The organism is Kineosporia sp. NBRC 101731, from assembly GCF_030269305.1.
In the GTDB taxonomy this organism is placed as follows: Bacteria; Actinomycetota; Actinomycetes; order Actinomycetales; family Kineosporiaceae; genus Kineosporia.
The window spans coordinates 1-25,844 of the sequence record NZ_BSTC01000024.1 but is presented as its reverse complement, the minus strand read 5'-3'; the positions used below and the strand labels follow the sequence as shown (position 1 = coordinate 25,844).

22 protein-coding genes are annotated in these 25,844 nt (G+C 70.0%); 21 read left to right on the top strand and 1 reads right to left on the bottom strand.

The genetic code is table 11. The features are described 5' to 3' along the window. Positions 1 to 8: 8 nt before the first annotated feature. The 21 genes from QSK05_RS34750 (at position 9) to tyrS (ending at position 23,146) form a co-directional block, all read left to right on the top strand. Entirely contained in the window at positions 9 to 1,982 is a 1,974-nt protein-coding gene (locus tag QSK05_RS34750) for a fumarate reductase/succinate dehydrogenase flavoprotein subunit (protein WP_502879874.1), read from the top strand. 16 nt (positions 1,983 to 1,998) lie between these two features. Then, positions 1,999 to 2,748 (top strand): succinate dehydrogenase/fumarate reductase iron-sulfur subunit, encoded by a 750-nt coding sequence (locus QSK05_RS34745; protein WP_285601661.1) that lies wholly within the window; start codon positions 1,999 to 2,001, stop codon positions 2,746 to 2,748. 158 nt (positions 2,749 to 2,906) lie between these two features. Continuing rightward, positions 2,907 to 3,554, top strand: coding sequence for an imidazole glycerol phosphate synthase subunit HisH (gene hisH / locus QSK05_RS34740; RefSeq protein WP_285601660.1), 648 nt, complete (start codon positions 2,907 to 2,909; stop codon positions 3,552 to 3,554). A 304-nt stretch (positions 3,555 to 3,858) separates the two neighbouring features. Further along, a complete protein-coding gene (gene priA / locus QSK05_RS34735; protein ID WP_285601659.1) occupies positions 3,859 to 4,608 on the top strand; it encodes a bifunctional 1-(5-phosphoribosyl)-5-((5-phosphoribosylamino)methylideneamino)imidazole-4-carboxamide isomerase/phosphoribosylanthranilate isomerase PriA in 750 nt (249 codons plus the stop codon). Positions 4,609 to 4,652: 44 nt separating this feature from the next. After that, positions 4,653 to 5,390 carry an SseB family protein gene (locus tag QSK05_RS34730; protein WP_285601658.1) on the top strand — a complete coding sequence of 246 codons (738 nt, stop codon included), beginning with the start codon at positions 4,653 to 4,655 and terminating at the stop codon, positions 5,388 to 5,390. 462 nt (positions 5,391 to 5,852) lie between these two features. Further along, on the top strand, positions 5,853 to 7,145 hold the full coding sequence (gene infC / locus QSK05_RS34725; protein ID WP_352303681.1) for a translation initiation factor IF-3: 1,293 nt from the start codon (positions 5,853 to 5,855) through the stop codon (positions 7,143 to 7,145). A gap of 132 nt (positions 7,146 to 7,277) precedes the next feature. Beyond that, positions 7,278 to 7,472 (top strand): 50S ribosomal protein L35, encoded by a 195-nt coding sequence (rpmI, locus tag QSK05_RS34720; RefSeq protein WP_285601657.1) that lies wholly within the window; start codon positions 7,278 to 7,280, stop codon positions 7,470 to 7,472. Positions 7,473 to 7,534: 62 nt separating this feature from the next. After that, positions 7,535 to 7,915: a 50S ribosomal protein L20 gene (gene rplT / locus QSK05_RS34715; RefSeq protein ID WP_231484824.1), complete on the top strand. Its 381-nt coding sequence runs from the start codon at positions 7,535 to 7,537 to the stop codon at positions 7,913 to 7,915. A gap of 64 nt (positions 7,916 to 7,979) precedes the next feature. Further along, complete coding sequence (locus QSK05_RS34710; RefSeq protein ID WP_352303716.1) at positions 7,980 to 9,035, top strand: TrmH family RNA methyltransferase; 1,056 nt, start codon at positions 7,980 to 7,982, stop codon at positions 9,033 to 9,035. 101 nt (positions 9,036 to 9,136) lie between these two features. Then, the gene (gene pheS, locus QSK05_RS34705; RefSeq protein WP_285601655.1) at positions 9,137 to 10,225 is read left to right on the top strand and encodes a phenylalanine--tRNA ligase subunit alpha; all 1,089 of its coding nucleotides are present in this window, start codon (positions 9,137 to 9,139) and stop codon (positions 10,223 to 10,225) included. After that, entirely contained in the window at positions 10,225 to 12,741 is a 2,517-nt protein-coding gene (pheT, locus tag QSK05_RS34700) for a phenylalanine--tRNA ligase subunit beta (protein ID WP_285601654.1), read from the top strand. Before pheS ends, pheT begins: the two co-directional genes overlap by 1 nt. A gap of 208 nt (positions 12,742 to 12,949) precedes the next feature. After that, entirely contained in the window at positions 12,950 to 13,993 is a 1,044-nt protein-coding gene (gene argC / locus QSK05_RS34695; protein ID WP_352303677.1) for an N-acetyl-gamma-glutamyl-phosphate reductase, read from the top strand. 28 nt (positions 13,994 to 14,021) lie between these two features. After that, positions 14,022 to 14,411 (top strand): ACT domain-containing protein, encoded by a 390-nt coding sequence (locus QSK05_RS34690; RefSeq protein WP_231484829.1) that lies wholly within the window; start codon positions 14,022 to 14,024, stop codon positions 14,409 to 14,411. 22 nt (positions 14,412 to 14,433) lie between these two features. Further along, a complete protein-coding gene (gene argJ, locus QSK05_RS34685) occupies positions 14,434 to 15,588 on the top strand; it encodes a bifunctional glutamate N-acetyltransferase/amino-acid acetyltransferase ArgJ (protein ID WP_285601652.1) in 1,155 nt (384 codons plus the stop codon). Further along, entirely contained in the window at positions 15,588 to 16,550 is a 963-nt protein-coding gene (gene argB, locus QSK05_RS34680; RefSeq protein WP_285601693.1) for an acetylglutamate kinase, read from the top strand. Before argJ ends, argB begins: the two co-directional genes overlap by 1 nt. Continuing rightward, positions 16,547 to 17,800 (top strand): acetylornithine transaminase, encoded by a 1,254-nt coding sequence (locus QSK05_RS34675; protein WP_285601651.1) that lies wholly within the window; start codon positions 16,547 to 16,549, stop codon positions 17,798 to 17,800. Before argB ends, QSK05_RS34675 begins: the two co-directional genes overlap by 4 nt. Beyond that, positions 17,797 to 18,735 carry an ornithine carbamoyltransferase gene (argF, locus tag QSK05_RS34670; protein WP_285601650.1) on the top strand — a complete coding sequence of 313 codons (939 nt, stop codon included), beginning with the start codon at positions 17,797 to 17,799 and terminating at the stop codon, positions 18,733 to 18,735. Before QSK05_RS34675 ends, argF begins: the two co-directional genes overlap by 4 nt. After that, positions 18,732 to 19,271 carry an arginine repressor gene (locus tag QSK05_RS34665; protein WP_285601649.1) on the top strand — a complete coding sequence of 180 codons (540 nt, stop codon included), beginning with the start codon at positions 18,732 to 18,734 and terminating at the stop codon, positions 19,269 to 19,271. The genes argF and QSK05_RS34665 overlap by 4 nt, the downstream gene beginning before the upstream one ends. A gap of 78 nt (positions 19,272 to 19,349) precedes the next feature. Next, positions 19,350 to 20,780, top strand: a complete 1,431-nt coding sequence (argH, locus tag QSK05_RS34660) for an argininosuccinate lyase (protein WP_285601648.1) — start codon at positions 19,350 to 19,352, stop codon at positions 20,778 to 20,780. Between the two features lie 360 nt (positions 20,781 to 21,140). Further along, on the top strand, positions 21,141 to 21,764 hold the full coding sequence (locus tag QSK05_RS34655; RefSeq protein WP_352303710.1) for a DNA-3-methyladenine glycosylase: 624 nt from the start codon (positions 21,141 to 21,143) through the stop codon (positions 21,762 to 21,764). Positions 21,765 to 21,838: 74 nt separating this feature from the next. Continuing rightward, the gene (gene tyrS, locus QSK05_RS34650) at positions 21,839 to 23,146 is read left to right on the top strand and encodes a tyrosine--tRNA ligase (protein ID WP_352303707.1); all 1,308 of its coding nucleotides are present in this window, start codon (positions 21,839 to 21,841) and stop codon (positions 23,144 to 23,146) included. On the opposite strand, the gene QSK05_RS34645 is transcribed toward tyrS, so the two are convergent. Then, positions 23,113 to 25,017, bottom strand: a complete 1,905-nt coding sequence (locus tag QSK05_RS34645; RefSeq protein WP_285601645.1) for a PAS domain S-box protein — start codon at positions 25,015 to 25,017, stop codon at positions 23,113 to 23,115. The two genes, tyrS and QSK05_RS34645, sit on opposite strands and share 34 nt — an antisense overlap. Positions 25,018 to 25,844: the final 827 nt, after the last annotated feature.

Genomic DNA, 25,844 nt, shown 5'->3' with positions numbered 1-25,844 from the left:
CGGAAGAGATGAAATTCGTCGGTGAGGGCGAGTTCTACAGCGTCGGCGAGGCCATCGCCGACGACAAGGCGCCCGGCGGTGACGTCGAGACCCGCTGGGAGCGCCGCAAGTTCGCGGCCAAGCTGGTCAACCCGTCGAACCGGCGCAAGCACAAGGTGATCGTGGTCGGCACCGGCTTGGCCGGGGGCGCCGCGGGTGCCTCGCTGGCCGAGCAGGGCTACCACGTGGTGCAGTTCTGTTTCCAGGACTCGCCCCGCCGCGCGCACTCCATCGCCGCGCAGGGTGGCATCAACGCCGCGAAGAACTACCGCAACGACGGTGACTCGATCTACCGGCTGTTCTACGACACGGTGAAGGGTGGCGACTTCCGGGGCCGGGAGTCGAACATCTACCGCCTGGCCGAGAACAGCGTGAAGATCATCGACCAGTGTGTGGCGCAGGGCGTGCCGTTCGCCCGCGAGTACTCCGGTCTGCTCGACACCCGCTCGTTCGGCGGCGTGCAGGTGCAGCGCACCTTCTACGCCCGTGGCCAGACGGGCCAGCAGCTGCTCATCGGCGCCTACCAGGCGCTGTCGAAGCAGATCGACGCCGGCAACGTGGAGATGCACGCCCGCCACGAGATGCTCGACCTGATCATCATCGACGGCCGGGCCCGGGGCATCGTCGCGCGCAACCTGGTTACCGGTGAGCTCTCCACCCACCTCGGCGACGCGGTGGTGCTGGCGACCGGTGGCTACGGCAACGTCTTCTTCCTCTCCACCAACGCCAAGGGCTCGAACACCTCGGCGATCTGGCGGGCCCATCGGCGCGGCGCGTATTTCGGCAACCCCTGCTACACGCAGATCCACCCGACCTGCATCCCGCGCTCCGGCGACCACCAGTCCAAGCTCACGCTGATGAGTGAGTCGCTGCGCAACGACGGCCGGATCTGGGTGCCGAAGCAGATGGGCGACACGCGTCCGCCCGACCAGATCCCCGAGGACGAGCGCGACTACTACCTGGAGCGCATCTACCCGGCGTTCGGCAACCTGGTGCCTCGTGACATCGCTTCCCGGGCCGCGAAGACCGTCTGCGACGAGGGCCGTGGCGTCGGCCCCGGCGGTCAGGGCGTGTACCTGGACTTCGCCGACGCGATCGCGCGGATGGGCGAGGCGACCGTGCGGGAGAAGTACGGCAACCTCTTCGACATGTACGCCCGGATCACCTCCGAGAACCCGTACCAGCAGCCGATGCGCATCTACCCGGCCGTCCACTACACGATGGGCGGCCTGTGGGTGGACTACGACCTGCAGACCACCATCCCCGGTCTGTTCGCCGCCGGTGAGGCCAACTTCTCCGACCACGGCGCCAACCGGCTCGGTGCGTCCGCGCTGATGCAGGGCCTGTCCGACGGTTACTTCGTGCTGCCGACGGTGCTCAACAACTACATCGGCAGCAACAAGTTCGCCCCGGTGCCGACCGACGCGCCCGAGGTCACCGAGGTCGAGACCCTGGTGAAGGACCGCATCGAGAAACTGCTCTCGATCCAGGGCGACCGCACGGTCGACTCCTTCCACCGCGAGCTCGGCCAGATCATGTGGGACTACTGCGGCATGGCCCGCAACGACGCCGGGCTGCGCAAGGCGATCAGCGAGATCCGGCACCTGCGCGACGAGTTCTGGAAGCGGGTGAAGGTGCCTGGCACGGGCGCCGAGCTCAACCAGTCGCTCGAGAAGGCCAACCGGGTCGCTGACTTCATCGAGCTCGGCGAGTTGATGTGCATCGACGCGCTGATGCGGGAGGAGTCGTGCGGTGGGCACTTCCGGGAGGAGAGCCAGACCGCCGATGGAGAGGCCGAGCGGCAGGACGACAAGTTCTCGTTCGTCGCGGCCTGGGAGTACGGCGGCCAGGGCCGGTTCGGCACCGTCAGCGGCGACCCGGTCCTGCACCAGGAAGAGCTGATCTTCGACTACGTACACCCGGCCCAGCGCAGCTACGCCTGATCTGTTAAGGAAACTGATGAAGCTCAAGCTGAAAATCTGGCGGCAGAAGAACGCCGCCGACGCCGGCGCCATGGTCGACTACGACCTCGACGACGTCTCGCCGGACATGTCGTTCCTGGAGATGCTCGACACGCTCAACGAGAAGCTGATCCTCGGCGGCGACGACCCGGTCGCGTTCGACCACGACTGCCGCGAGGGCATCTGCGGCAGCTGCGGTGTCGTCATCAACGGCGAGGCCCACGGCCCGGAGCAGACCACCGCCTGCCAGCTGCACATGCGCGCCTTCTCGGACGGCGAGGAGATCGTCATCGAGCCGTGGCGTGCGGCCCCCTTCCCGGTGATCAAAGACCTGGTGGTGAACCGCAGCGCCTTCGACCGCATCATCGGTGCCGGCGGCTACATCACCGCTCCGACCGGATCGGCCCCGGAGGGCAACTCCACCCGCATCCCCAAGCCCGACGCCGACGAGGCCTTCGCCAACGCCACCTGCATCGGCTGTGGCGCCTGCGTGGCGGCCTGCCCGAACGGCTCGGCGTCGCTCTTCGTCTCGGCCAAGGTCACGCACCTGAACCTGCTGCCCCAGGGCCAGCCGGAGCGCACGACCCGGGTGCTGGACATGGTCGAGCAGATGGACGCGGAGGGCTTCGGTGGGTGCACGAACACCGGGATGTGCACGGTGTCCTGCCCCAAGGAGATCCCGTTCGTCAGCATCGCCAACCTCAACAAGGAGTACCGCCGCGCGGTGAAGTCCGGCCGCAAGGCCTGACCCGGCTCTGCGGGGAAGGTCTGCATGATCACGGCTTCTTGATGTCGTTGGTGATCATGTAAACCTTCCCCACACCCCTCGTCCGTGATGATGCAAAGTGTCCCCGGGTGATCATGGTCGGGTGCGGGTGGCGTCCGGGGCTCTTCTAGACTCGGGGTATGACTTCACCCCAGGTCGTGGTGCTGGACTACGGCTCCGGCAACGTCCGGTCGGCCGTGCGGGCGCTGGAGCGCGCCGGCGCGACCGTCGAGCTGACCGCCGACTTCCATCGCGCCCTGGAGGCCGACGGCCTGGTCGTCCCCGGTGTGGGGGCCTTCGCCTCGGTCGCCGAGCAGTTGCGGGCCGTCGGCGGGCACCGGCTGATCGGGCGCCGTCTGGCCGGTGGCCGGCCGGTCCTCGGGATCTGCGTCGGCCTGCAGGTGCTGTTCGAGAAATCCGCCGAGTTCGGCCGCGATGATGTCGAGGGCCTGGGGGAGTGGCCCGGCACCGTCGAGCTGCTGCCCTCCCGGGTCGTGCCGCACATGGGCTGGAACGTCGTCGAGACCCCCGAGGGCTCGCAGCTCTTCGCCGGTATCGAGCACGAGCGCTTCTACTTCGTGCACTCCTACGCCGTGCAGAAGTGGGAACTCCCTTCTCCCGGCGACCCCCTGGCCTCGCTCAAGCCGCCGCTGGTCACCTGGTCCGAGCACGGCGGCCGGTTCGTGGCCGCGGTCGAGAACGGCCCCCTCACGGCTACCCAGTTCCACCCGGAGAAGTCCGGCGCCGCCGGGGCCCAGCTCCTGCGCAACTGGCTGACGACCCTGTAACCGAGCCCCACGAGCCCCGGGCGTTCCGCCACCCCTTTTCTGTTCGTGATCATGCAAAACCTCCCCGGAGTTCTAGAACTCCCGAGCTCAAAGTTCTAGAACTCCAGGGAGTGGGGGCACCTCCCGGCCGAAGGCTGGGGGATTTGCATGATCACGAAGGGGTTGGAGGGCCCTTGGATCAGGCCGGTCCTCGCCGGGTCCCCGGGGCTGCGCCTGTCTCCGGCCGGGGGCCGCGATAGCGTGGCCGCCGACTTCACCGGCCTCGGGATGACCAGGCCGGTCGCACGCCTTCGAAGGGTTTTCCATGTCTGACTCCGCCGCCCCCGCTCGGCTCGAGCTGCTGCCCGCCGTCGACGTCGCCGACGGCCAGGCCGTGCGCCTGGTGCAGGGCGAGGCCGGCAGCGAGACCGGCTACGGCGACCCGCTGGAGGCGGCCCGGGCCTGGCAGAAGGCCGGCGCGCAGTGGCTGCACCTGGTCGACCTGGACGCCGCGTTCGGCCGGGGCAGCAACCGCGAGCTGATCACCCGGGTCTGCGCCGAGCTGAGCGGGCTCGGGGTGAAGGTCGAGATGTCCGGCGGGATCCGGGACGACGCGAGCCTGCGGGCCGCGATGGACACCGGCTGCGCCCGCGTGAACCTGGGCACCGCCGCGATCGAGAACCCCTCCTGGACGCGCGACGCCATCGCCGAGTTCGGTGACCGGATCGCCGTCGGCCTCGACGTGCGCGGCACCGAGCTGGCCGGCCGCGGCTGGACCAGCAAGGGCGGCGACCTGTTCGAGACCCTGGCTCGTCTCGACGAGGACGGCTGCGCCCGCTACGTGGTCACCGACGTCACCAAGGACGGCACGCTGCAGGGCCCGAACCTCGACCTGCTCGCCGAGGTCTGCCGCCGCACCAGCAAGCCGGTCGTGGCCTCCGGCGGCATCGCGAATCTCGACGACATCGCCGCCCTGCGTGCCCTGGTGAAGATCGGCGTCGAGGGAGCGATCGTCGGGAAGGCGCTCTACAACGGCGCTTTCACGCTGGAGCAGGCCCTGCACGTCGCCGGCTGAGCAAGCCGCCCGGAACACACAGGAGCGGACAGGAGCTGATCGACATGGCACACGGCATCAACCCGCACCACGACACCGACTCGGCGGGCACCCCCTGGTCGGGCCGCACCCTGACCGCGCAGCCCTTCCCGGGCGACGACGGAACCGCCGACGCGGCCCTGACCGCCGCGCTCGCCGACGGTGACCTGGTCGCGATCACCCGGGCCTGGGCCCCCACCCGGGTGCTGGTCCCGATCGTCGCCGTGCTCGGTGACGACGACGCCGAGCTGGTCGCGTCGGAGGGGGACAAGAGCTCCGACATGGCCCTGGTGACCCTCGTCGGTGAGGACGAGTCCCGGGTCCTCCCGGTCTTCTCCAGCGTCGCCGCGTTGCAGGAGTGGAACCCGAAGGCCCGCCCGGTGCCGGTCGAGGCCGCCCGGGCCGCCCAGGCCGCGGTGGTCGAGGAGTGCCCCCGCATCGTCATCGACCCGGCCGGTGCCGCGGTCGAGCTGCCGCGCCCGGCCGTCTGGGCCGTGGCCCAGGGCCGTGACTGGCTGCCTCCGGCGCAGGATCCGGACCTGCTCGCCGGCATCACCGCCCTGATCGGCACCGTGCCCGAGGTGAAGGCCCACCGCTGCGAGGCCGACGGGGAGGCCGGCCTGGTGGTCGTGCTCGGCCTGCCCCCGGGCCTCGAGCGCGACCAGGTCCGCAGCACCACCACCCAGGTCGGCGAGCTGCTGCTGACCGACCAGATCGTCACCGAGCGCACCGACTCGGTCCGCCTGACGGTCCGCTCGGTCTGACCCGTGCCCCCGCCTCTCCATGATCACGAACCTGGAGAGGGGGCGGTGGCTCGGACGGAATGGCGGACGAGGTGGTCGCCCGGAGGGCTGGTGTCGCGGGCATCGGCCTGCTACTGCTAATGTGAGGAACTGACCGACCAGGTTCCGCTGCTGAACCCACCCTCGTGGGTGAGTTCGCGACAGAGCCTGGTGCGCCAAGTGGAGTCTCTCCCACCCGCCGTCACAGCACTCCGGTGCGATGACATCGGGTTCCGGTCCGCTCCTCCCGACCAGGAGGGGCCCTTCACCGTCACTGGTGGGGGTGCACGCGAACGGAATATCAGTTTGCCGTGCGACCGTTACTGAGGCTCCCGAGCGCCTGCATCCGGGAGCCTTCTCCTGTTTGTCGGCGGTCTTCGAGACCGTACGAAGGAGTAACACATCAGCGAGCCCCGGATTAACGACCGTATCCGCGTCCCAGAGGTGCGGCTGGTCGGCCCCAACGGGGAGCAGGTCGGCATCGTCCGGGTCGAAGACGCGCTGCGTCTCGCCCAGGAGGCCGACCTCGACCTTGTCGAAGTCGCCCCCCAGGCGCGGCCGCCGGTCTGCAAGCTCATGGACTTCGGAAAGTTCAAGTACGAGTCTGCGATCAAGGACCGTGAGGCCCGGAAGAACCAGGCCCACACGGTCCTCAAGGAGATCAGGCTCCGGCTCAAGATCGACCCTCACGACTACTCCACGAAAAAGGGGCACGTCGAGCGGTTCCTCAATGAGGGCGACAAGGTCAAGGTCATGATCATGTTCCGTGGTCGTGAGCAGTCCCGCCCGGAGATGGGTTACCGCCTGCTCCAGCGCATGGCGGCCGACGTGGTCGAGCTCGGTTACATCGAGAGCAACCCGAAGCAAGACGGCCGCAACATGGTCATGGTGATCGGCCCGAACAAGAAGAAGGCTGACGCCAAGGCCGAGCAGAAGGACATCCAGGCCGAGCAGAAGGCCGAACGCGCCGCGCGCCGCCGCCAGGAGGCAGCCCAGGCCGCGGAGAAGACCGCCGAGGTCGCTGAGGCGAACGAGGCAGCCGAGACCGCCGTGCCGGACGCCGCCAGCGATGAGGAGCCCATCTTCATCAAGCGCGCGACGCCCCCGCCGTCCGCCCTGCCGCCCGCCGCGAGCAGCTCCGGCCCGCCCGCATACTCGTCCTCCCGCCCGGACCGGGGCGGCCCGCGCTCCGACCGTCCGGGTGGTTCCCGCCCGCCGTACGGCTCGGGTCCGGACCGTGGTCCGCGTCCCGACCGGGGCGAGCGTCCGTCGTTCGGTACCGGTCCCGGTGGCCCCCGCGGCGACCGGCCGTCCGGTCCGCGTCCCGACCGGGGCGAGCGTCCGTCCTTCGGTTCCGGTCCGGGGAGCCCGTCCTCCCGGCCCGCGACCACGGGTACACCGCGTCCGGTGTCGTCCGGTCCCGGTGCGGGTGCTCCCGCAGCCGGCCGTCCCGCCACCGGCCCGCGCCCGCTCCCGGCCACCGGGCCGCGTCCCACCCCGGGAGCGGTCGGACCGCGCCCGTCCCCGGGCTCGATCGGCCCGCGTCCCACCCCCGGGCCCGGCCCGCGTCCCACCCCGGGACCGGGTCCGCGTCCGGCCCCCGGGCCTGGCCCGCGTCCCGCCCCGGGACCGGCCGCCGAGGCGAAGCCCAGCGAGGCCAAGCCGGCGGAGACCAAGCCCACGGAGGAAGCCGCCAAGCCGGCAGCTACCCCCGAGCAGACATCGGCCGACGCCTGACGGGCAGAGGCTGAGCCTGTACGAAGGCTAAGCAGGTGACCGGGCGGACACACGAGATGTGCCGTCCGCCCGGTCCCGACCACCTTCCGCGTGCCGGACACCCCGCGCGCGGATCGATGAGGAGAAACAGACGTGCCGAAGAACAAGACGCACAGCGGTTCGAAGAAGCGCTTCCGGGTCACCGGTAAGGGCAAGCTGATGCGTGAGCAGACGAACGCCCGTCACTACCTCGAGCACAAGTCCTCGAGCCGCACGCGTCGTCTGGCGTCTGACCAGCCCGTCGCCCCCGGCAACGTGAAGGCCATCAAGCGCCTGCTCGGCCTCTGATTCCCCGCTTACTGACCCCCGTCGCCGGTCCTGACCGGTGACAAGAACCAAGGAGACTCCACGTGGCACGCGTCAAGCGGGCAGTCAACGCCCAGAAGAAGCGCCGCGAGGTCCTCGAGCGCGCCAGCGGTTACCGCGGGCAGCGCTCACGCCTCTACCGCAAGGCCAAAGAGCAGGTCACCCACTCGCTCGTCTACGCCTACCGCGACCGTCGTGCGCGCAAGGGTGACTTCCGCAAGCTGTGGATCCAGCGCATCAACGCCGCCGCCCGTGCGAACGGCATGACCTACAACCGGTTCATCCAGGGCCTCAAGGCCGCGGAGATCGAGGTCGACCGTCGCATGCTGGCCGAGCTGGCCGTGAACGACGAGGCCGCGTTCGCCGCCCTGGTCGTGCTGGCCAAGGCTGCCCTCCCGGCGACCGCTGACACCACTGCGGCCTGAGCCTTTTCGCCGTCCCCGGGCTGAACTGCCCCCGTATCGGCCCGGGACCAGCGAGACGAACATGATGACGGAACGCCCGGCGCTCGAGGCGCTGTCCAATCCCCGGTCCGACCGGGTGAAGGCAGTGGCCCGGTTGTCCGGGCGTTCCGCGCGTCTGCGGGCCGGCCGGTTCCTGGTCGAGGGGCCGCAGGGCGTGCGCGAAGCAGTGGCCGAACATCTGGCGGTCAGTCAGCGAACGGCCAGCCAGGGAACAGCCGGGCAGCAGGTCGCCCCGGGCGCTCTGCGGGAGCTCTACGCCACCCCGGAAGCCGCCGACCGGTACCCCGAGATCCTCGACGACGCCTCTGATTCCGGGGTGTGGGCCCGCATCGTCACGGATGAGGTACTGGCCACGATGCTCGCCGGGGCGGGCACCACCACCCCGCAGGGCCTGCTCGCCGTCTGCGACCTGATCACGGTGTCGCTGGACGAGGTCATCGCCCGGCGGCCGAAGCTGGTGGCCGTGCTCTCGCAGGTCCGCGACCCGGGTAACGCCGGCACCGTGATCCGCGCGGCCGACGCCGCCGGGGCCGATGCCGTGGTGCTCACCGACGCCAGCGTCGACGTGCACAACCCCAAGTGCGTGCGTTCCACCGCGGGAAGTCTGTTCCACCTCCCGGTGGTGGCCGGTGTCCCGCTGGCCGAGGCCGTCGGGCAGCTCCGGGCGGCCGGCCTGCAGATCCTGGCCGCGGACGGTGCGGGCGACCACGACCTGGACGACCTGGCCGACGACGCCGAGGACCGGGCCGTCAGCAGCCCAGCAACCCGCAGCAGCCCAGCAACCCGCAGCAGCACCGAGACCGGGCCACCCGCCCAGGTGACCGTGGGGGCCGGGGCAACCACGACGTCCTCCATGGCCGCCCCGCACCTGGAGAATCCCGCCGCCTGGGTGTTCGGCAACGAGGCCTGGGGCCTCCCGCAGGACGACCGCGATCTGGCCGACGCCGTGGTGCGGGTACCGGTGCACGGCCGGGCCGAGAGCCTGAACCTGGGCACCGCGGCCACCGTCTGCCTCTACGCCACCGCCCGCGCCCAGCGCCGGGAAGAGCGCCGATTTACCAAGGCGGACCGGGCCGTCTGACGAAGACCCCCGGTTCCGCCGTTCACTCACTTCTGCCCGCAGGCCAGTGAGGAAATCCACTGGTCGCCGTCTGAGACGATGAAGCACGTGAGGATCGCATTGTGAGTACCAAGGACTACGACCCGGTGGAGGTCGCGGTGCTCTCCGAAGACGCCCTGACCGGATACGTCGCGCAGGCCCTGGAGGCCTTCGCCGCGGCCGACAGCCTCGAGAAACTGAAGCAGGCGCGGCTCGAGCACGCCGGCGACAAGAGCCCGCTGGCCCTGGCCAACCGTGAGATCGGCGCCCTGCCCCCGGCCGCCAAGGCCGAGGCCGGCAAGCGCGTCGGCAAGGCCCGCGGCCAGGTCAACAAGGCGCTGGCCGGTCGTCAGGCCGAGCTGGAGGCCGAGCGCGACGCCCGGGTGCTGGTGGAGGAGTCGGTCGACGTCACCCTGCCGGCCGACCGTCGCCCGGCCGGTGCGCGGCACCCGATCTCGACCATCTCCGAGCGCATCGGCGACATCTTCGTCTCGATGGGCTGGGAGATCGCGGAAGGCCCTGAGGTCGAGGCCGACTGGTTCAACTTCGACGCCCTGAACTTCGGCCCCGACCACCCGGCCCGCCAGATGCAGGACACCTTCTTCGTCGAGCCGGTCGACAGTGGCCTGGTGCTGCGCACCCACACCTCCCCGGTGCAGGCGCGCACGATGCTCGACCGGCAGCCGCCCATCTACGTGGTGGTTCCCGGCCGGGTCTACCGCACCGACGAGCTCGACGCCACACACACCCCGGTGTTCACCCAGGTCGAGGGCCTGGCCGTGGACAAGGGCCTGACCATGGCGCACCTCAAGGGCACGCTCGACCACTTCGTGAAGTCGCTGCTCGGCCGCGAGGTGACCACCCGGCTGCGCCCGAACTTCTTCCCGTTCACCGAGCCGAGTGCCGAGCTCGACCTGCGCTGCTTCGTCTGTGACGGCCAGAAGGACGACTGCCGCACCTGCAAGGGCACCGGCTGGATCGAGTGGCTGGGCTGCGGCATGGTCAACCCGAACGTGCTGCGCGCGGCCGGTATCGACCCGGACGTCTACACCGGTTTCGCCTTCGGCGCCGGGATCGAGCGGGCCCTGATGTTCCGCAACGGTGTCGAGGACATGCACGACATGGTCGAGGGCGATGTCCGGTTCAGCCTGCACTACGGAATGGAGGCCTGATGCGCGCCCCACTGACCTGGCTCGCCGAGTACGTCGATCTCCCTGCCGGGACAACGGCTCTCGCGGTCGCCGCCGACCTGGTGAAGGTCGGCCTGGAGGAAGAGGCGGTGCACGGCGGCGGCGTCACCGGCCCGCTGGTCGTCGGCCGCGTGCTGGAGTTCACGCCCGAGCCGCAGAAGAACGGCAAGACGATCCGCTGGTGCTCCATCGACGTCGGTGAACCGGAGCCGCGCGGAATCGTCTGCGGTGCCGGGAACTTCGCCAAGGACGACCTGGTCGTCGTCTGCCTGCCCGGCGCCGTGCTGCCCGGTGGGTTCAAGATCGCGGCCCGCAAGACCTACGGGCACAAGTCCGACGGAATGATCTGCAGTTCGCTGGAACTGGGCCTCGGTGAAGACCACGACGGGATCATCCGGCTGACCGAGTGGGGCTTCGACGACGTCAAGCCCGGCGACGACGCGATCGCGCTGCTCGGGCTGGACGAGGAGACCGTCGAGGTCAACGTCACGCCCGACCGCGGCTACTGCTTCAGCCTGCGCGGCATCGCCCGCGAGTACTCGCACGCCACCGGCGCGGAGTTCACCGACCCGGCGCTGATCAAGGTGCCCGCCGCCGACACGAACGGGTTCGAGGTCGTCCTCGACGACCGGGCCCCGATCAACGGGGTGCTGGGCGGCGACCGCTTCGTCGCGCGCATCGTGAAAAACGTCGACCCTGCGGCCACGAGCCCCCGGTGGATGCAGCGGCGTCTGGAACAGGCCGGGATGCGGCCGATCTCGCTCGCGGTCGACGTCACGAACTACGTGATGCTCGCCGTCGGGCACCCGCTGCACGCCTTCGACCTGGACCTGCTCGCCGCGCCGATCGTGGTGCGCCGGGCCGCGCCGAAGGAGAAGCTGACCACCCTCGACGGGGTGGAGCGCAAGCTTCACCCCGAAGACCTGCTGGTCACCGATTCCCCGGACGGCGAGAGCGCCACCCGGGTACTCTCCCTGGCCGGCGTGATGGGCGGAGCGGACACCGAGGTCTCCGCCACCACCACGAACCTCCTGATCGAGGCCGCGCACTGGGACCCGATCACGGTCGCCCGCACGATGCGCCGGCACAAGCTCAGCACCGAGGCGGGCAAGCGGTACGAGCGCGGGGTCGACACCCAGCTCGCCGACGTGGCTGCCGAGCTGACGGTGCGCCTGCTGGTCGAGTACGGCGGTGACCGGGTCGAGGTCGGCGCGGTCACCGACGTGGGCGAGGCGGCCCCGGGCGCGACCATCGAGATGGCGGCGGACTTCCCGGGCCGTATCGTCGGTGTGGACTGGACCCGCGAGCAGGTGGTCGAGAACCTCACCGCCATCGGTTGCGAGGTGAGCGGTGACGACGTTCTCACCGTGAGGGCCCCGAGCTGGCGTCCCGACCTCACCGTCGGCGTCGACCTGGCCGAGGAGGTCGCGCGGCTGCGCGGTTACGACCAGATCCCGTCGGTGCTGCCGATCGCCCCGGCCGGGACCGGCCTGACACACGGACAGCGGGTGCGCCGTTCGGTGGCGCGGGCGCTGGCCGAGCACGGTGCGGTCGAGGTGCTCACCTACCCGTTCATCGGGGCGGCGATCCACGACGCGTTCGGCCTGGCGCAGGACGACCCGCGCCGCACGGCCCTGAAGCTGGCCAACCCGCTGTCCGACGAGCAGCCCTACCTGCGCACGTCGGTGCTGGCGACCCTGGTCGACGCGGTGAAGCGCAATGTCAGCCGGGGTTTCACCGATCTCGCGGTCTACGAGATCGGCTCGGTCACCCGCCCGGCCGGCGGCGCGCCGAAGGCGGGGCATCCCGATGTCCGGCAGCGCCCGAGCGTGCAAGAGCTCGCCCAGCTGAACGCGGCGATCCCGCACCAGCCGCTGCACGCGGCGATCGTCCTGACCGGTCAGCGCGAGCTGCCGGGCTGGGACGGCGCGGGCCGGGCCGCGGACTGGTCGGACGCGCTGGAGGCCGCGCTGCTGGTGGCGCGCACGGTGCACGTGACGCCGACCGTGACCAAGGACGAGAACCACGCTCCCTGGCACCCGGGCCGCTGCGCCCGCCTGGAGATCGACGGGAAGCTCTTCGGTCACGCCGGTGAGCTGCACCCGAAGGTCGTCGCGGCCCTGGGGCTGCCCCCGCGCACGGTCGCGGCCGAGATCGACCTGGACGTGCTGATCGAGGCGTCGGGCGGCATCGTGGCGGCGCAGCCGATCTCCACCTTCCCGCTGGCGAAGGAGGATGTCGCGCTCGTGGTGAAGGACGAGGTGCCCAGCGGCGACGTGCAGTCGGCCCTGGCGGCCGGTGCGGGTGAACTGCTGGAGTCGGTGCGGCTGTTCGACGTGTACGCGCAGGCGCCGATCGAGGAGGGCCACAAGTCCCTGGCGTTCGCCCTGCGCTTCCGGGCTCCCGACCGCACGCTGACGGCGGAGGAGACCGCGTCCGCGCGGGACGCCGCCGTGGCGGCGGCCGCCGAGCGCACCGGCGCCGTGCAGCGCAGCTGACCCCCACCCCAGGGGGCCCGACGGCGTCCAAAAGCCCTGATTCTGGACGCGGATCACCACGGAACGCCCGCGGGTCACCCAAAAGGTGACAACGAAGGACAAATACTGAACGGCACCCCTGGACATCACCGCGGGTGCCGTTCAGCATTCAGGGGGTAACGTAAAATCCCTATGCATACAATTTCATCAGTGTGTATAGTCATGCGCTATGGGCATCACGGCAGCAGTGGCAGGTGCAAGCGGTTACGCCGGTGGTGAGCTGCTGAGACTCCTTCTGCAACACCCGGAGATCGAGATCGGCACGCTCACGGCGGGCGGCAACGCGGGCACGAAGCTGGCCGAGCATCAGCCGCACCTGCTGCCGCTGGCCGACCGGGTGCTCGCGCCGACCACGCCGCAGGAGCTGGCGGGGCACGACCTGGTCTTCCTGGCCCTCCCGCACGGGGCCAGTGCGAAGATCGCCGCGCAGCTGCCGCCCGAGACCGTGGTGGTCGACTGCGGCGCCGATCACCGGTTGGTGAGTGCGCAGGCCTGGGAAGAGTTCTACGGCGGCGAGCACGCGGGCACCTGGGCCTACGGCCTGCCCGAACTGCCGCGCTCCGGCGGCCGGCAGCGCGACGTACTGCGGGGTGCCCGGCGCATCGCGGTGCCCGGCTGTTACCCGACGGCCTCGAGCCTGGCCCTCGCCCCCGGATTCGCGGCCGGTCTGCTGCAGCCCGACGACGTGGTGGTGATCGCGGCCAGCGGCACCTCCGGCGCGGGGAAGTCGGCCAAGCCGAACATGATCGGCAGCGAGGTGATGGGCTCGATGAGCCCCTACGGCGTGGGCGGCGTGCATCGGCACACCCCCGAGATCGAACAGAACCTGGGGCTTGCGGGGCAGGACGAGGTCCGGGTCTCGTTCACTCCGACCCTGGCGCCGATGTCCCGCGGCATCCTGGCCACCTGCACCGCGAAGCTGAAGCCGGGGGTGACCTCCGCGGCGGTGCGGGAGGCCTGGGAAAAGACCTATCAGGGCGAGGCGTTCGTGCACGTCCTGCCCGAGGGCCGGTGGCCGCGCACGGCCGACACCCTGGGCGCGAACACCGCGCTGATCCAGGTCGCCGTCGACGAGCGGGTGGGCCGTGTCATCGCGGTCAGTGCCATCGACAACCTGACGAAGGGCACGGCCGGTGGGGCGATCCAGTCGGCCAACCTCGCGCTCGACCTGCCCGAGACCCTGGGCCTGCCGATGGTGGGGGTGGCGCCGTGAAGGCCGCCACCCGGAACAAGGAGCTGTCGTGCATCTGATCCAGTACCGCCAGGCCATGGCGCTCGTCCGCCTGGCACCCGACAGCCCTGACCCCACCTGGGCCGTCGGGGCCCCGCTGGTCAGCATCTCGCGCACGACCGACGAGATCAGCGTGGTCTGCCCGACCAACAGCCTCCCCGAACCGGTCCCGGGCCCCGTGGAGGGGCCGTTCACGGTCACCCGGGCCGCGGGGGCACTGGAGTTCTCCCAGATCGGCGTGCTCCTGCGGTTGCTGAAACCACTGGCCGACGCCGGGATCCCGGTGCTCAACGTGTCCACCTTCGACACCGACTGGGTGCTCGTGCCGGCCGCCCAGTCCGTGGTCGCGGCCTCGGTCTGGCGTCACGCCGGCTACACGGTCACCGAAGACGCCGAATGAAGAACCTCTGGAAGGAACGTAGATGAGCGTCACGACGGCGAAGGGCTTCCGCGCCGCCGGAGTTGCGGCCGGGCTGAAGAGCACCGGCGCCCCCGATCTCGCGCTGGTCCTGAACGACGGGCCGAACGATGCGGCCGCTGCCGTCTTCACCAGCAACCGCTGCAAGGCCAACCCGGTGCTGTGGAGCGAGCGGGCGATCGCCGACGGCCGCCTGCGCTCGGTGGTGCTGAACTCCGGCGGGGCCAACTGCTACACCGGCGCCGAGGGTTTCCAGGTCACGCACGCCACGGCCGAGGAGGTCGCCCGGCTCAGCGGCCTGTCCCCGCTGGACGTGCTGGTGTGCTCGACCGGCCTGATCGGGCTGGGCCTGTCGAAGGAGAAGATGCTCGCGGGCGTCGCCGACGCCACCGCGAAGCTGCGCACCGAGGGTGGCCCCGAGGCGGCCGAGGCGATCCGGACCACCGACACCGTGGCCAAGCAGGCGGCGATCACCTCGCCGGGCGGCTGGAGCATCGGCGGGATGGCCAAGGGCGCCGGCATGCTCGCGCCGGCCCTGGCCACCATGCTGGTCGTCATCACCACCGACGCCCAGGTCGAGCCCTCCGCGCTGGACTCCGCGCTGCGTGCCGCCACCCGTGTCACCTTCGACCGCCTGGACTCGGACGGCTGCCAGTCCACCAACGACACCGTGGTGCTGATGTCGTCCGGTGCCTCCGGGGTCACGCCCGACCTGATCGAGTTCGCCGCCGCGGTCACCGAGGTCTGCCGTGACCTGGCGCTGCAGCTGCTCGCCGACGCCGAGGGCGCCGACCACGAGATCGCCATCGAGGTGCGGGGCGCCGTCACCGAGGACGACGCCCTCGAGGTCGGCCGGTCGGTCGCGCGCAGCAACCTGTTCAAGGCCGCCATCTTCGGTAAGGACCCGAACTGGGGCCGCATCCTGGCCTCGGTCGGCACCACCCGGGCCATGTTCGACCCGGCCGACCTGGACGTCGCGATGAACGGCGTATGGGTGTGCCGTAAGAGCACTCCCGCCGAGTCGGCCGAGGGCATCGACCTGAGCGGCCGCGCCGTGAGTGTCACGATCGACCTGAAGTCGGGCCCGGAGACGGCGACCGTGTGGACGAACGACCTCACCCACGCGTACGTGCACGAGAACAGCGCCTACTCGTCGTGATGGACCTACCGGACCTGACCGCCGAGCAGAAGGCGAACGTCCTGGTCGAGGCGCTGCCCTGGTTGCGGCGCTTCCAGGGCGCGATCGCCGTGATCAAGTACGGCGGCAACGCGATGATCGACGACGACCTGAAGCGAGCCTTCGCCGAGGACGTGGTGTTCCTGCGCGCGGCCGGCCTCAAGCCGGTCGTCGTGCACGGCGGCGGGCCGCAGATCTCGGCCATGCTGGGGCGGCTGGGCATCGAGAGCGAGTTCCGCGGCGGCCTGCGCGTCACCACGCCCGAGACCATGGACGTGGTGCGCATGGTGCTCACCGGTCAGGTCAGCCGCGAGCTGGTCGGCCTGATCAACCAGCACGGTCCCCTCGCCATCGGGATGTCCGGCGAGGACGGTGGCCTGTTCCTGGCCGCGAAACGTGACGCGGTGGTGGACGGTTCGCCCGTCGACGTGGGCCTGGTGGGCGATGTGGTGGAGGTCGACCCGGCCGCCGTGCTCGACCTGATCGACGCCGGGCGCATTCCCGTGGTCTCCACGGTCGCGCCCGACGACGACGGGCAGGTGCTCAACGTCAACGCCGACACTGCGGCCGCCGCGCTCGCGATCGCGTTGCAGGCCCGCAAGTTCGTGGTGCTGACCGACGTCGAGGGGCTCTACGCGAACTGGCCCGACCGCTCGTCCCTGCTGGCCGAGGTCAGTGACACCGAGCTGGAGGCCATGCTGCCGCAGCTCCAGTCGGGCATGGTGCCGAAGATGGAGGCGTGCCTGCGGGCCGTGCGCGGCGGCGTGCCCACCGCCACCGTCATCGACGGTCGCGTGCCGCACAGCCTGCTGCTCGAGGTCTTCACCTCCGACGGCGTCGGCACCATGGTCGTCCCTTCCCCCCTCCCCGGTGAGAAGCGGCGCTCGAGTCCCGACGGAACGTCCCCCATCGAGAAGGCGACCCAGGACGGAGGTGGGGCGTGAGCACCGACCTCACGGCACAGAACAACACTCTCGTGGACACCGGGCAGGGTTCGGCCCAGTGGATGGAGCGGTACGCCCGCTCCGTGATGGGCGTGTTCGGCACCCCCCAGCGCGTGCTGGTGCGGGGTGAGGGCGCCTACGTCTGGGACGCCGACGGACGGCGCTACCTCGACCTGCTCGGTGGGATCGCGGTGAACGCGCTGGGCCACGCCCACCCGTTCCTGGTCTCGGCCGTCACCGCGCAGATGGCCACCCTCGGCCACGTCTCCAACTTCTTCGCCAACCCCCTCCAGATCGCGCTCGCCGAGCGGATTCTCGAACTGGCGCAGGCCCCCGAGGGCTCGACCGTCTTCTTCTCCAACTCCGGCACCGAGGCCAACGAGGCCGCGTTCAAGCTGACCCGGCGTACCGGCCGCACCAAGGTGGTCGCGGCGCAGGGTGCGTTCCACGGCCGCAGCATGGGCGCCCTGGCAATGACCTGGAAGCCCGCCTACCGCGAGCCGTTCGAGCCGCTCCCGGCGGGCGTCGTGCACGTGCCCTGGGGCGACGTGGACGCGCTGGCCGCGGCGGTGGACGACGAGACCGCCGCCGTGGTGCTGGAACCCGTGCAGGGCGAGGCCGGGGTGCGCCCGGCCCCGGCCGGGTACCTGGCGGCCGCGCGGCGTCTCACCCGGGCCCACGGCGCGCTGCTGGTGCTCGACGAGGTGCAGAGCGGCGTGGGCCGTACCGGCGCCTGGTTCGCCCACCAGCTGGCCGAACTGAACGGTGGGGAAGACATCACCCCCGACGTCATGACCCTGGCCAAGGGGCTCGGCGGAGGTATCCCGGTGGGGGCGACGGTGGTCTACGGCAGCGCGAACACCCGCCTGCTGAACCCCGGCCAGCACGGCACCACGTTCGGTGGCAACCCGGTCGCGGCCGCGGCCGGCCTGGCCACCCTGCACGTGATCGAGCGGGACGGGTTGCTGGCCAACGCGGTGGCGGTCGGGCAGAGAATCGAGGACGGGGTGGCCGGCCACCCGCTCGTCTCCGGGGTGCGCGGTTTCGGGCTCCTGCGGGCGATCCAGCTCACGCAGCCCGTCGCCGCGGCGCTCGCCGCGGCCCTGCTGGACGCCGGTTTCATCGTGAACCCGGTGGCCCCCGACGCGATCCGCCTGGCGCCGCCGCTGATTCTCACGGCCGACCAGGCGGACTCGTTCATCGCGGCCCTCCCGGCCGCACTGGATCTTGCAGCGCAGGAGCTTTCATGAGTACCCGGCACTTCCTCAAGGACGACGACCTCTCCCCGGACGAGCTGATCGAGGTTCTCGACCTGGCCGACCGGCTCAAGGCCGACCGCGCCCGCGGAGTCCTCGACGTGCGTCCTCTGGAGGGACCGAAGGCCGTCGCCGTCCTGTTCGACAAGTCCTCCACCCGCACCCGGGTCTCGTTCAGCATCGGCATCGCCGAGCTGGGCGGATACCCGCTGGTGATCGACTCGGGCAGCAGCCAGCTGGGCCGCGGCGAGCCGATCGAGGACACCGCGCGGGTGCTCACCCGGCAGGCCGCCGCGATCGTCTGGCGCACCGGTGACCAGAGCCGCATCGAGGCCATGGCCTCCGCGGCCACGGTGCCCGTGGTGAACGCGCTCACCGACCAGTACCACCCCTGCCAGCTGCTCGCCGACCTGCAGACCGTGCGCGAGCACAAGGGCCGGCTGGCCGGCCTGACCCTGTCCTACCTGGGCGACGGCGCCAACAACATGGCGCACTCGTACCTGCTGGCCGGCGCCAACGCCGGGATGCACGTGCGGATCGGCGCCCCGGAAGCCTTCCAGCCCGACCCCGCGATCCTCGAGCAGGCCTGGGCCCTGGCCTCCGACACCGGTGGCTCGGTCACGGTCACCACCGACCCGGCCGCGGCCGTCGACGGTACCGACGTGATCGCCACCGACACCTGGGTCTCGATGGGCGAGGAGGGCACGAAGGACGACGTCTCGGTCTTCGCTCCCTACAGCCTCGACGACTCGCTGCTGGGCAAGGCCGATGCGCAGGCCATCGTGCTGCACTGCCTGCCGGCCTACCGCGGCAAGGAGATCTCCGCGTCCGTCATCGACGGCCCGCAGTCGGTGGTCTGGGACGAGGCGGAGAACCGCCTGCACGCCCAGAAGGCCCTGCTGGTCTGGTTGCTGGAGCGAGCGGGATGAGTCTGCCCAGCCAGTCGGCGGGTCAGACAGCCGGGAGGGCCCACACCAAGGTCGCCCGGCACCGCCGCATCGTCGACCTGCTGCGCCGGGGCCAGGTGCGCTCCCAGGTCGAGCTGGCGCAACTGCTCAACGCCGACGGCCTGGCCGTCACCCAGGCCACGCTCTCGCGCGACCTGGTCGAGCTGAGCGCGGTGAAGGTGCGCCACCCCGACGGTGGACTGGTCTACGCCGTGCCGGGGGAGGGCGGCGACCGCACTCCCCAGGCCGGCCAGGAACAGGAGATGCTCGTCTCCCGGCTGTCCCGCCTCTGCGAGGAACTGCTGGTCACCGCGGAGGCGTCGGCCAACCTGGTGGTGCTGCACACGCCCCCGGGCGCCGCGCAGTTCCTCGCCTCGGCGATCGACCACTCGGTGCTGCCCGACGTGCTCGGCACCATCGCCGGCGACGACACCGTCCTCGTGGTCACCCGTGACCCGCTGGGCGGCGACGCGGTCGCCAACCGCTTCCTGGCGCTCGCCGCCGGTAGCCCTGACTAATCTTCTTTTGGACGACGGGTCGCCCCTGCCCTGGGCGTCCTGGGTGTTCGTCCCCGACTTCCTACGAAGGAGCCAATCGTGACCGCCGAGCCCAAGGTCCTGTGGGGTTCACGTTTCAGCGCCGGTCCCGCGGACGCCATGTTCGCGCTCTCCGTCTCGACCCATTTCGACTGGCGCCTGGCCCGTTACGACCTGGCCGGATCCCGGGCGCACGCCCGTGCGCTGAACCGCGCCGGGCTGCTGACCGACGACGACCTGGCCGGCCTGCTCGCCGGGATCGACGGTCTGGACGCCGACGTCGCCTCCGGCGCCGTGACCCCGGCCCCGCACGACGAGGACGTGCACTCCGCCCTGGAGCGCATCCTGATCGAGCGCCTCGGACCGGAACTGGGCGGACGGCTGCGCGCCGGGCGCTCGCGCAACGACCAGATCGCCACCCTGCTGCGCATGTACCTGCGCGACCACTCCAAGGTGGTCGCGAACCTGCTGCTCGACCTGGCCGAGGCCCTCGCCGGGCAGGCCGCCGCGCACCCCACCGCGCCGATGCCCGGGCGCACGCACATGCAGCACGCCCAGCCGGTGCTGCTGGCCCACCACCTGCTGGCCCGGGCCTGGCCGCTGCTGCGCGACGTCGACCGGCTGCGGGACTTCGACCGCCGGGCCGCGGTCTCGCCCTACGGTTCCGGTGCGCTCGCCGGCTCCACGCTCGGCCTCGACCCCGAGGCCGTGGCCCTCGACCTGGGGTTCGCCTCGTCGGTGGCGAACTCGATCGACGGCACCGCCTCGCGCGACCTGGGCGCCGAGTTCGCCTTCGTCGCCGCGATGGTCGGTGTCGACATCTCCGGCCTGGCCGAGGACATCATCATCTGGGCCACGAAGGAGTTCTCCTTCGTGTCGCTCGACGACGCCTGGTCGACCGGGTCGAGCATCATGCCGCAGAAGAAGAACCCGGACGTGGCCGAGCTGACCCGGGGCAAGGCCGGCCGGCTGATCGGTGACCTGGCCGGGCTGCTGGGCACGCTCAAGGCCCTGCCCCTGGCCTACAACCGGGACCTGCAGGAAGACAAGGAGCCGGTCTTCGACGCGGCCGACACCCTCGAAGTGGTTCTGCCCGCCCTGGCCGGCCTGGTCTCCACCCTGATCTTCCACACCGAGCGGATGGCCGACCTGGCCCCGCAGGGCTTCGCGCTCGCCACCGACATCGCCGAGTGGCTGGTGCGTCAGCGGGTGCCGTTCCGCGACGCGCACGAGATCGCCGGGGCCTGCGTGCAGCGCTGCGAGCAGCGGGCCGTCGCCGAGGGTCGCCCGGTGGAGCTGTGGGACCTCACCGAGGACGACCTGGCCGCGGTGTCACCGCACCTGACCCCCGCCGTGCGCGAGGTGCTGAACCTCGAGGGCGCGCTCAGCTCCCGGGACGGGCGGGGCGGCACGTCACCGCGCCGGGTCGCCGAGCAGATGGCCGAGCTGGCCGCGGAGATCAAGGGCCTGCGGGAGTGGGCGTCCAACTGAGACACAACCGTAACCACCTCTGTCCGGGGCGTAACGGATTGAGGTGAGCGGTAAAACCGCTGGTCCGTGGCGGTCGCTGGTGACAAGCCGTCAGGTTTGTTACGTAAAGCGACCGCCACGAACCCTCCGCGAAACATTTCTGAAATAGCAAAACTCCTGAGAAACAAGAGGTTTCGGCTCCCGGCCGGAAGTGGTGTCTTTACGCCCGGCGAACCAGCGGCAAGACTGAGCCGTGCGTGGGTCGCAATGGCGCGGTCCACGCATTCAGATCTCTGAACGGCGGCCCCTGAAGCGGCTTTACAGCCCCAGGCCCGCCTCTTTGGATGCCCTACGCCTGTCGACCAACGGGCCCGTCGTACCATTTCCGACGTGCCCGAACCCGCCCCGCTGCCGCGCTCGTTCTTCGACCGTGACCCGCTGGTGGTGGCGCCGGCACTGCTCGGCACGGTGATCCGGCACTCGCTGGCCGGCGAGGTCGTCGAGGTCCGCCTGACCGAGGTAGAGGCCTACCTCGGCGAGGGCGAAGACCCCGCCTCCCACTCCCACCGCGGAAAACGTCCCCGCAACGCCACGATGTGGGGCCCGCCCGGCCACCTCTACGTGTACTTCACCTACGGCATGCACTACTGCGCCAACCTGGTCTGCCGCCCCGAGGGCATCTCCGGCGGCGTGTTGCTGCGGGCCGGAGAGGTGATCACCGGCCTCGACGAGGCGCGCTCGCGGCGCCCGGCCGGCCAACGCGACGTCGATCTGGCCCGGGGGCCGGCGCGGCTCGCCAGTGCGCTGGCGTTCGGGCGTGAGGACGACGGACGCGACGTCTGTGGGGACGCGTCCCTACGGTTGTTTCCCGGGTCGGGTGCGGGGAAGGTGCTGAGCGGACCTCGGGTCGGGGTCTCCGCCGGGGCGGAGTCACCATGGCGCTACTGGATCGAGGGTGACCCGACGGTCTCGGCGTACCGGCCCGCTGTACCCCGTCGTCGCTAGCAGCTGCTCCTCGCCGCTGGCGAGTCATCGGTTCTCACCGGGCCGGGGGTCGGCTCTATGTTTGCCTCGTGACCGTGAGCACCGACGAACCCGTGACCTCCGCCCCGACAGCCAACGTCCTTGACGAGCTGAAGTGGCGCAACCTTCTCTCCATCTCCACCGACGAGGCGGAGCTGAGGAAGGCGCTCGGCAGCGGATCGGTCACCTATTACGCCGGGTTCGACCCGACCGGGCCCAGCCTGCACATCGGCCATCTGGTGCAGATCCTCACCATGCGCCGGCTGCAGCAGGCGGGGCACCGTCCTCTCGCGCTGGTCGGTGGTGCCACCGGCCTCATCGGTGACCCGCGTCCCTCGGCGGAGCGGGTGCTGAACTCGCCCGAGGTGGTGGCCGGCTGGGTGGAGCGCCTGCGCGGTCAGATCGAGCCGTTCCTCGACTTCACCGGCCCGAACGCCGCGACCATGGTGAACAACCTGGACTGGACCTCGGGACTGAGCGCCATCGAGTTCCTGCGTGACGTGGGCAAGCACTTCCGGGTCGGCAAGATGCTCGCGAAAGACGTCGTGAGCACCCGTCTCAACTCCGAGGCCGGCATCAGCTACACCGAGTTCAGCTACCAGATCCTGCAGTCCATGGACTTCCTGGAGCTGAACAAGCGGTACGACTGCACCCTGCAGATCGGTGGCTCCGACCAGTGGGGCAACCTCACCGCCGGCACCGATCTGATCCACAAGGCCCGGCCCGAGGCGGCCGTGCACGCGCTGGCCACCCCGCTCATCACGAAGGCCGACGGCTCCAAGTTCGGCAAGAGCGAGGGCGGCGCGGTCTGGCTCGACCCGGAGATGACCTCGCCCTACGCGTTCTTCCAGTTCTGGCTGAACTGCGAGGACGCGAAGATCGTCGACTACCTGCGGGTCTTCACCTTCCGCACGGCCGAGCAGATCGCCGAGCTCGAGGAGTCGGCCACCACCCGCCCGCAGGCCCGTGAGGCCCAGCGCGCCCTGGCGAGGGACATGACCTCACTGGTGCACGGTGAGCTCGCGGCCTCCCGGGTGGAGGAGGCGAGCAAGGCCCTGTTCGGTGGGGGAGACCTGACCGGCCTGGACGCCGGCACGCTCGGCGACGCACTCGGAGAACTGCCGAAGGCGCAGCTCGGACGCGGCGAGCACCTGCTCGTCGACGTCCTGGTGGCAGCGGGCCTGGCCAAGAGTAAGTCGGACGCCCGGCGCACGCTCTCCGACGGCGGGGCGTACGTGAACAACGTTAAGGTAACCGGAGGAGAGGCCGCGACCGTCAGTACCGCGGACCTGCTCCACGACCGATGGATCCTGGTGCGGCGAGGCCGGCGTCAGCTGGCGGCCGTGGAGCTCGCAGGGGAGTAGCTCCCGGCCACGTCGTAGGAGGCAGGGCGCTGACGGCCTGAGTCGTCTGCGCTGTCAGTGCGGTCAGCGCCCAGCCCTCCTCGTTCGGCCGGGCTCAGGGTGAAGTGGAACGCGGCACCCTCGCCGACCGCTCCGTGGGCCCAGATCTGGCCGCCGTGACGTTCGATGATGCGACTGACAGAGGCCAGCCCGACACCGGTGCCCTCGAACTCCGCCGTTGTGTGGCACCGCTGGAACACCGCGAAGAGCTTGCTGGAGAACTTCATGTCGAACCCGGCACCGTTGTCCCGAACGACATAGCTGTTCGCGTCCTGGACGAACTCGATCCGCGCGGCAGCGCGTCCCCGGGTGAACTTCCAGGCGTTCTGAAGGAGGTTCTCCAGCACATTCGCGAGGAGGACCGGGTCTCCGTGAACCTTCGCTCCCGGCTGGACCACCGTCTCGATCACTCGTTCCGGTTCGGCGGAACGCAGTCGCGCCAGAATGCGGTCCGCACACACGCTGAGATCGAAGGGCACGAAGATCAGTTCCCGATGGCTGACCTTGGCCAGGTGGAGCAGACCCTCGATGAGCTGTGCCATTTCCGCGGACGAGGCGCGGATGTGGCGCAGGTGGGAGAGCGCCTGGTCATCGAGACAGCCGCTGTAGTCCTCCTCGAGGAACCGGCTGAAGCCGTCGATCGCTCGCAGAGGCGCTCGCAGATCGTGGGCCACCGAGTAACTGAACGACTCGAACGCGTGACTGGAGGCTTCCGCCGCGTCCCGGGCCGCCAGCAGGTGGCGCTCGACCATCTTGTTCCGGGTGTTGTCCCTGAAGACCGTGGACGCGCCGACCAGGGTGCCGCGCTGGTTGTGGATGGGCGACATGCTGATGGACACGTCGACGACTGAACCGTCCTTGCGGATCCGCACCCCCTCATGGACGTCCACCCGTTCGGAGCGCTTGATGGCGGCAACCATCGCTGCGAGTTCCCGTAGCTGGTCCTCGGGCACGAGCACCGACAGGGGGCGACCGAGCACCTCCGCCGCGGTATATCCGAAGAGTCTTTCGGCCGAGCGATTCCAGCTGGTGATGACTCCGCCGAGCGTGCAGCTGAGTACCGCGTCGTCCGACGAGTGCACGATCCCCGCCAGCATGATCAGCTCGTCGTCGACGCGACGGCGTTCGGTGATGTCCCGGATCCAGGCGGAGACCAGGTGCGTGCCCGGCCCCCTGATCGAGCTGAGGCTGATGTCGACCGGGAATTCGGTGCCGTCCTTGCGCACCCCGTGAAGATCCTTCCCGATGGCCATCGGCCGGATGACAGGAGCGCGCAGATACTCCTCGCGCAGGTGCTCATGATGTGGACGCGCATCCAGGGGCACGAGAATCTCGACCTTCTGGCCGGTCAGTTCCCCACGCCGGTACCCGAACATCCGTTCGGTCTGCGCGTTCACCATCACGATCTCGCCGTGGGGATCGATGATGACCAGACCATCAGGTGCGGACTCGATGAGCGGTGCGGACAGATCCGACACCTCCGGTGGTCGTCGGACGCATTCGATCGCTACCCCGTCGGTGCCAGGCAGAGTGATGGCGGAGATCTCCGCGGTGAAAGGTGCGCCGGCTGCGGTGAGGGTGTGGACGCGAGTCCGCCCCGCCCGGGCGAGTTCGCGTATCTCGTCGGCGGGGTCACCCTGGGCGAACACCTCGTGCGCGTCCGGCGAGAACAGGAAGCTGAGGGGTTTTCCCGCGAGCTCGTGCTCAGCGAACCCGAACATCCGGGCCAGCGTCGGCGTCGTACTGACGATGTGACCTGATGGGTCGACGATGGCTGTGGCCGGGGGACCGGCACCGGACCGGGCGTCAGGAGGCGTCTTGCCGGATGACATTGCTGCCTCCTGGTGCGCCGCGACCGACGGCGATAGGGAGATGGGTCCGAGCACCGGGACCTTCTCGAGAGCCGGTGCAGCAGGAGCTGCTGAGTTCACTACCCCGGTCATCGGCCGCTCAGCTCGCCCACCTGAGAGATCGGTGCCGGGAATAGTGCATTCGGGACCTGCCACCGGGCGGGAGCGGCTCATGAGCCCCTAACCCCGGGCCGTTGCGCCCCTCGCGAGCCGGCGATGAGGCGCCTGCACCGGGCGAGCACGGAGGATGGAGGGTGACTGGCTCGATACACAACGTCATATAGCCAGTTCGGGTGATGCTTGACATCTGGATTTGACGTGCTGGACGCGCATCCGTAAGGTTCTACCTGTTGGCAGCGCGGGAGACGCGGACACGCAAGTGGCCGGTCCCGATGTCAGCTCCCCAGAAAGACTTCGAAGCTTTGACCTCAACGGGTTGAAGCCACCGAAGTCCGCCTGGAACCGGGTGGTCCGGACAGTGAAAATCTTCTGGTAAGGTTTACACCGCCTGGTCAGCCGGGTAAGTTGGAAAGGTTGCCCCGAGGAACCTCGCAAGAGGAACCGCGGTGAGCGTCCGCTCCTTGAGAACTCAACAGCGCATCTGAACAACCGATGCCAATTGGCTAGCCGTTAAGGCTGGTCCTTGGCTGATGGATCAGGCTTCAGGCATGTATCGACCCCTGTCGGTGTGTCTGGTGATGGGTCTGGTTCTTATTGGTCAGGATTTGCATGACTATCTTCGCAGTATTTCTTCTTCTAGAAGATTATTTACGGAGAGTTTGATCCTGGCTCAGGACGAACGCTGGCGG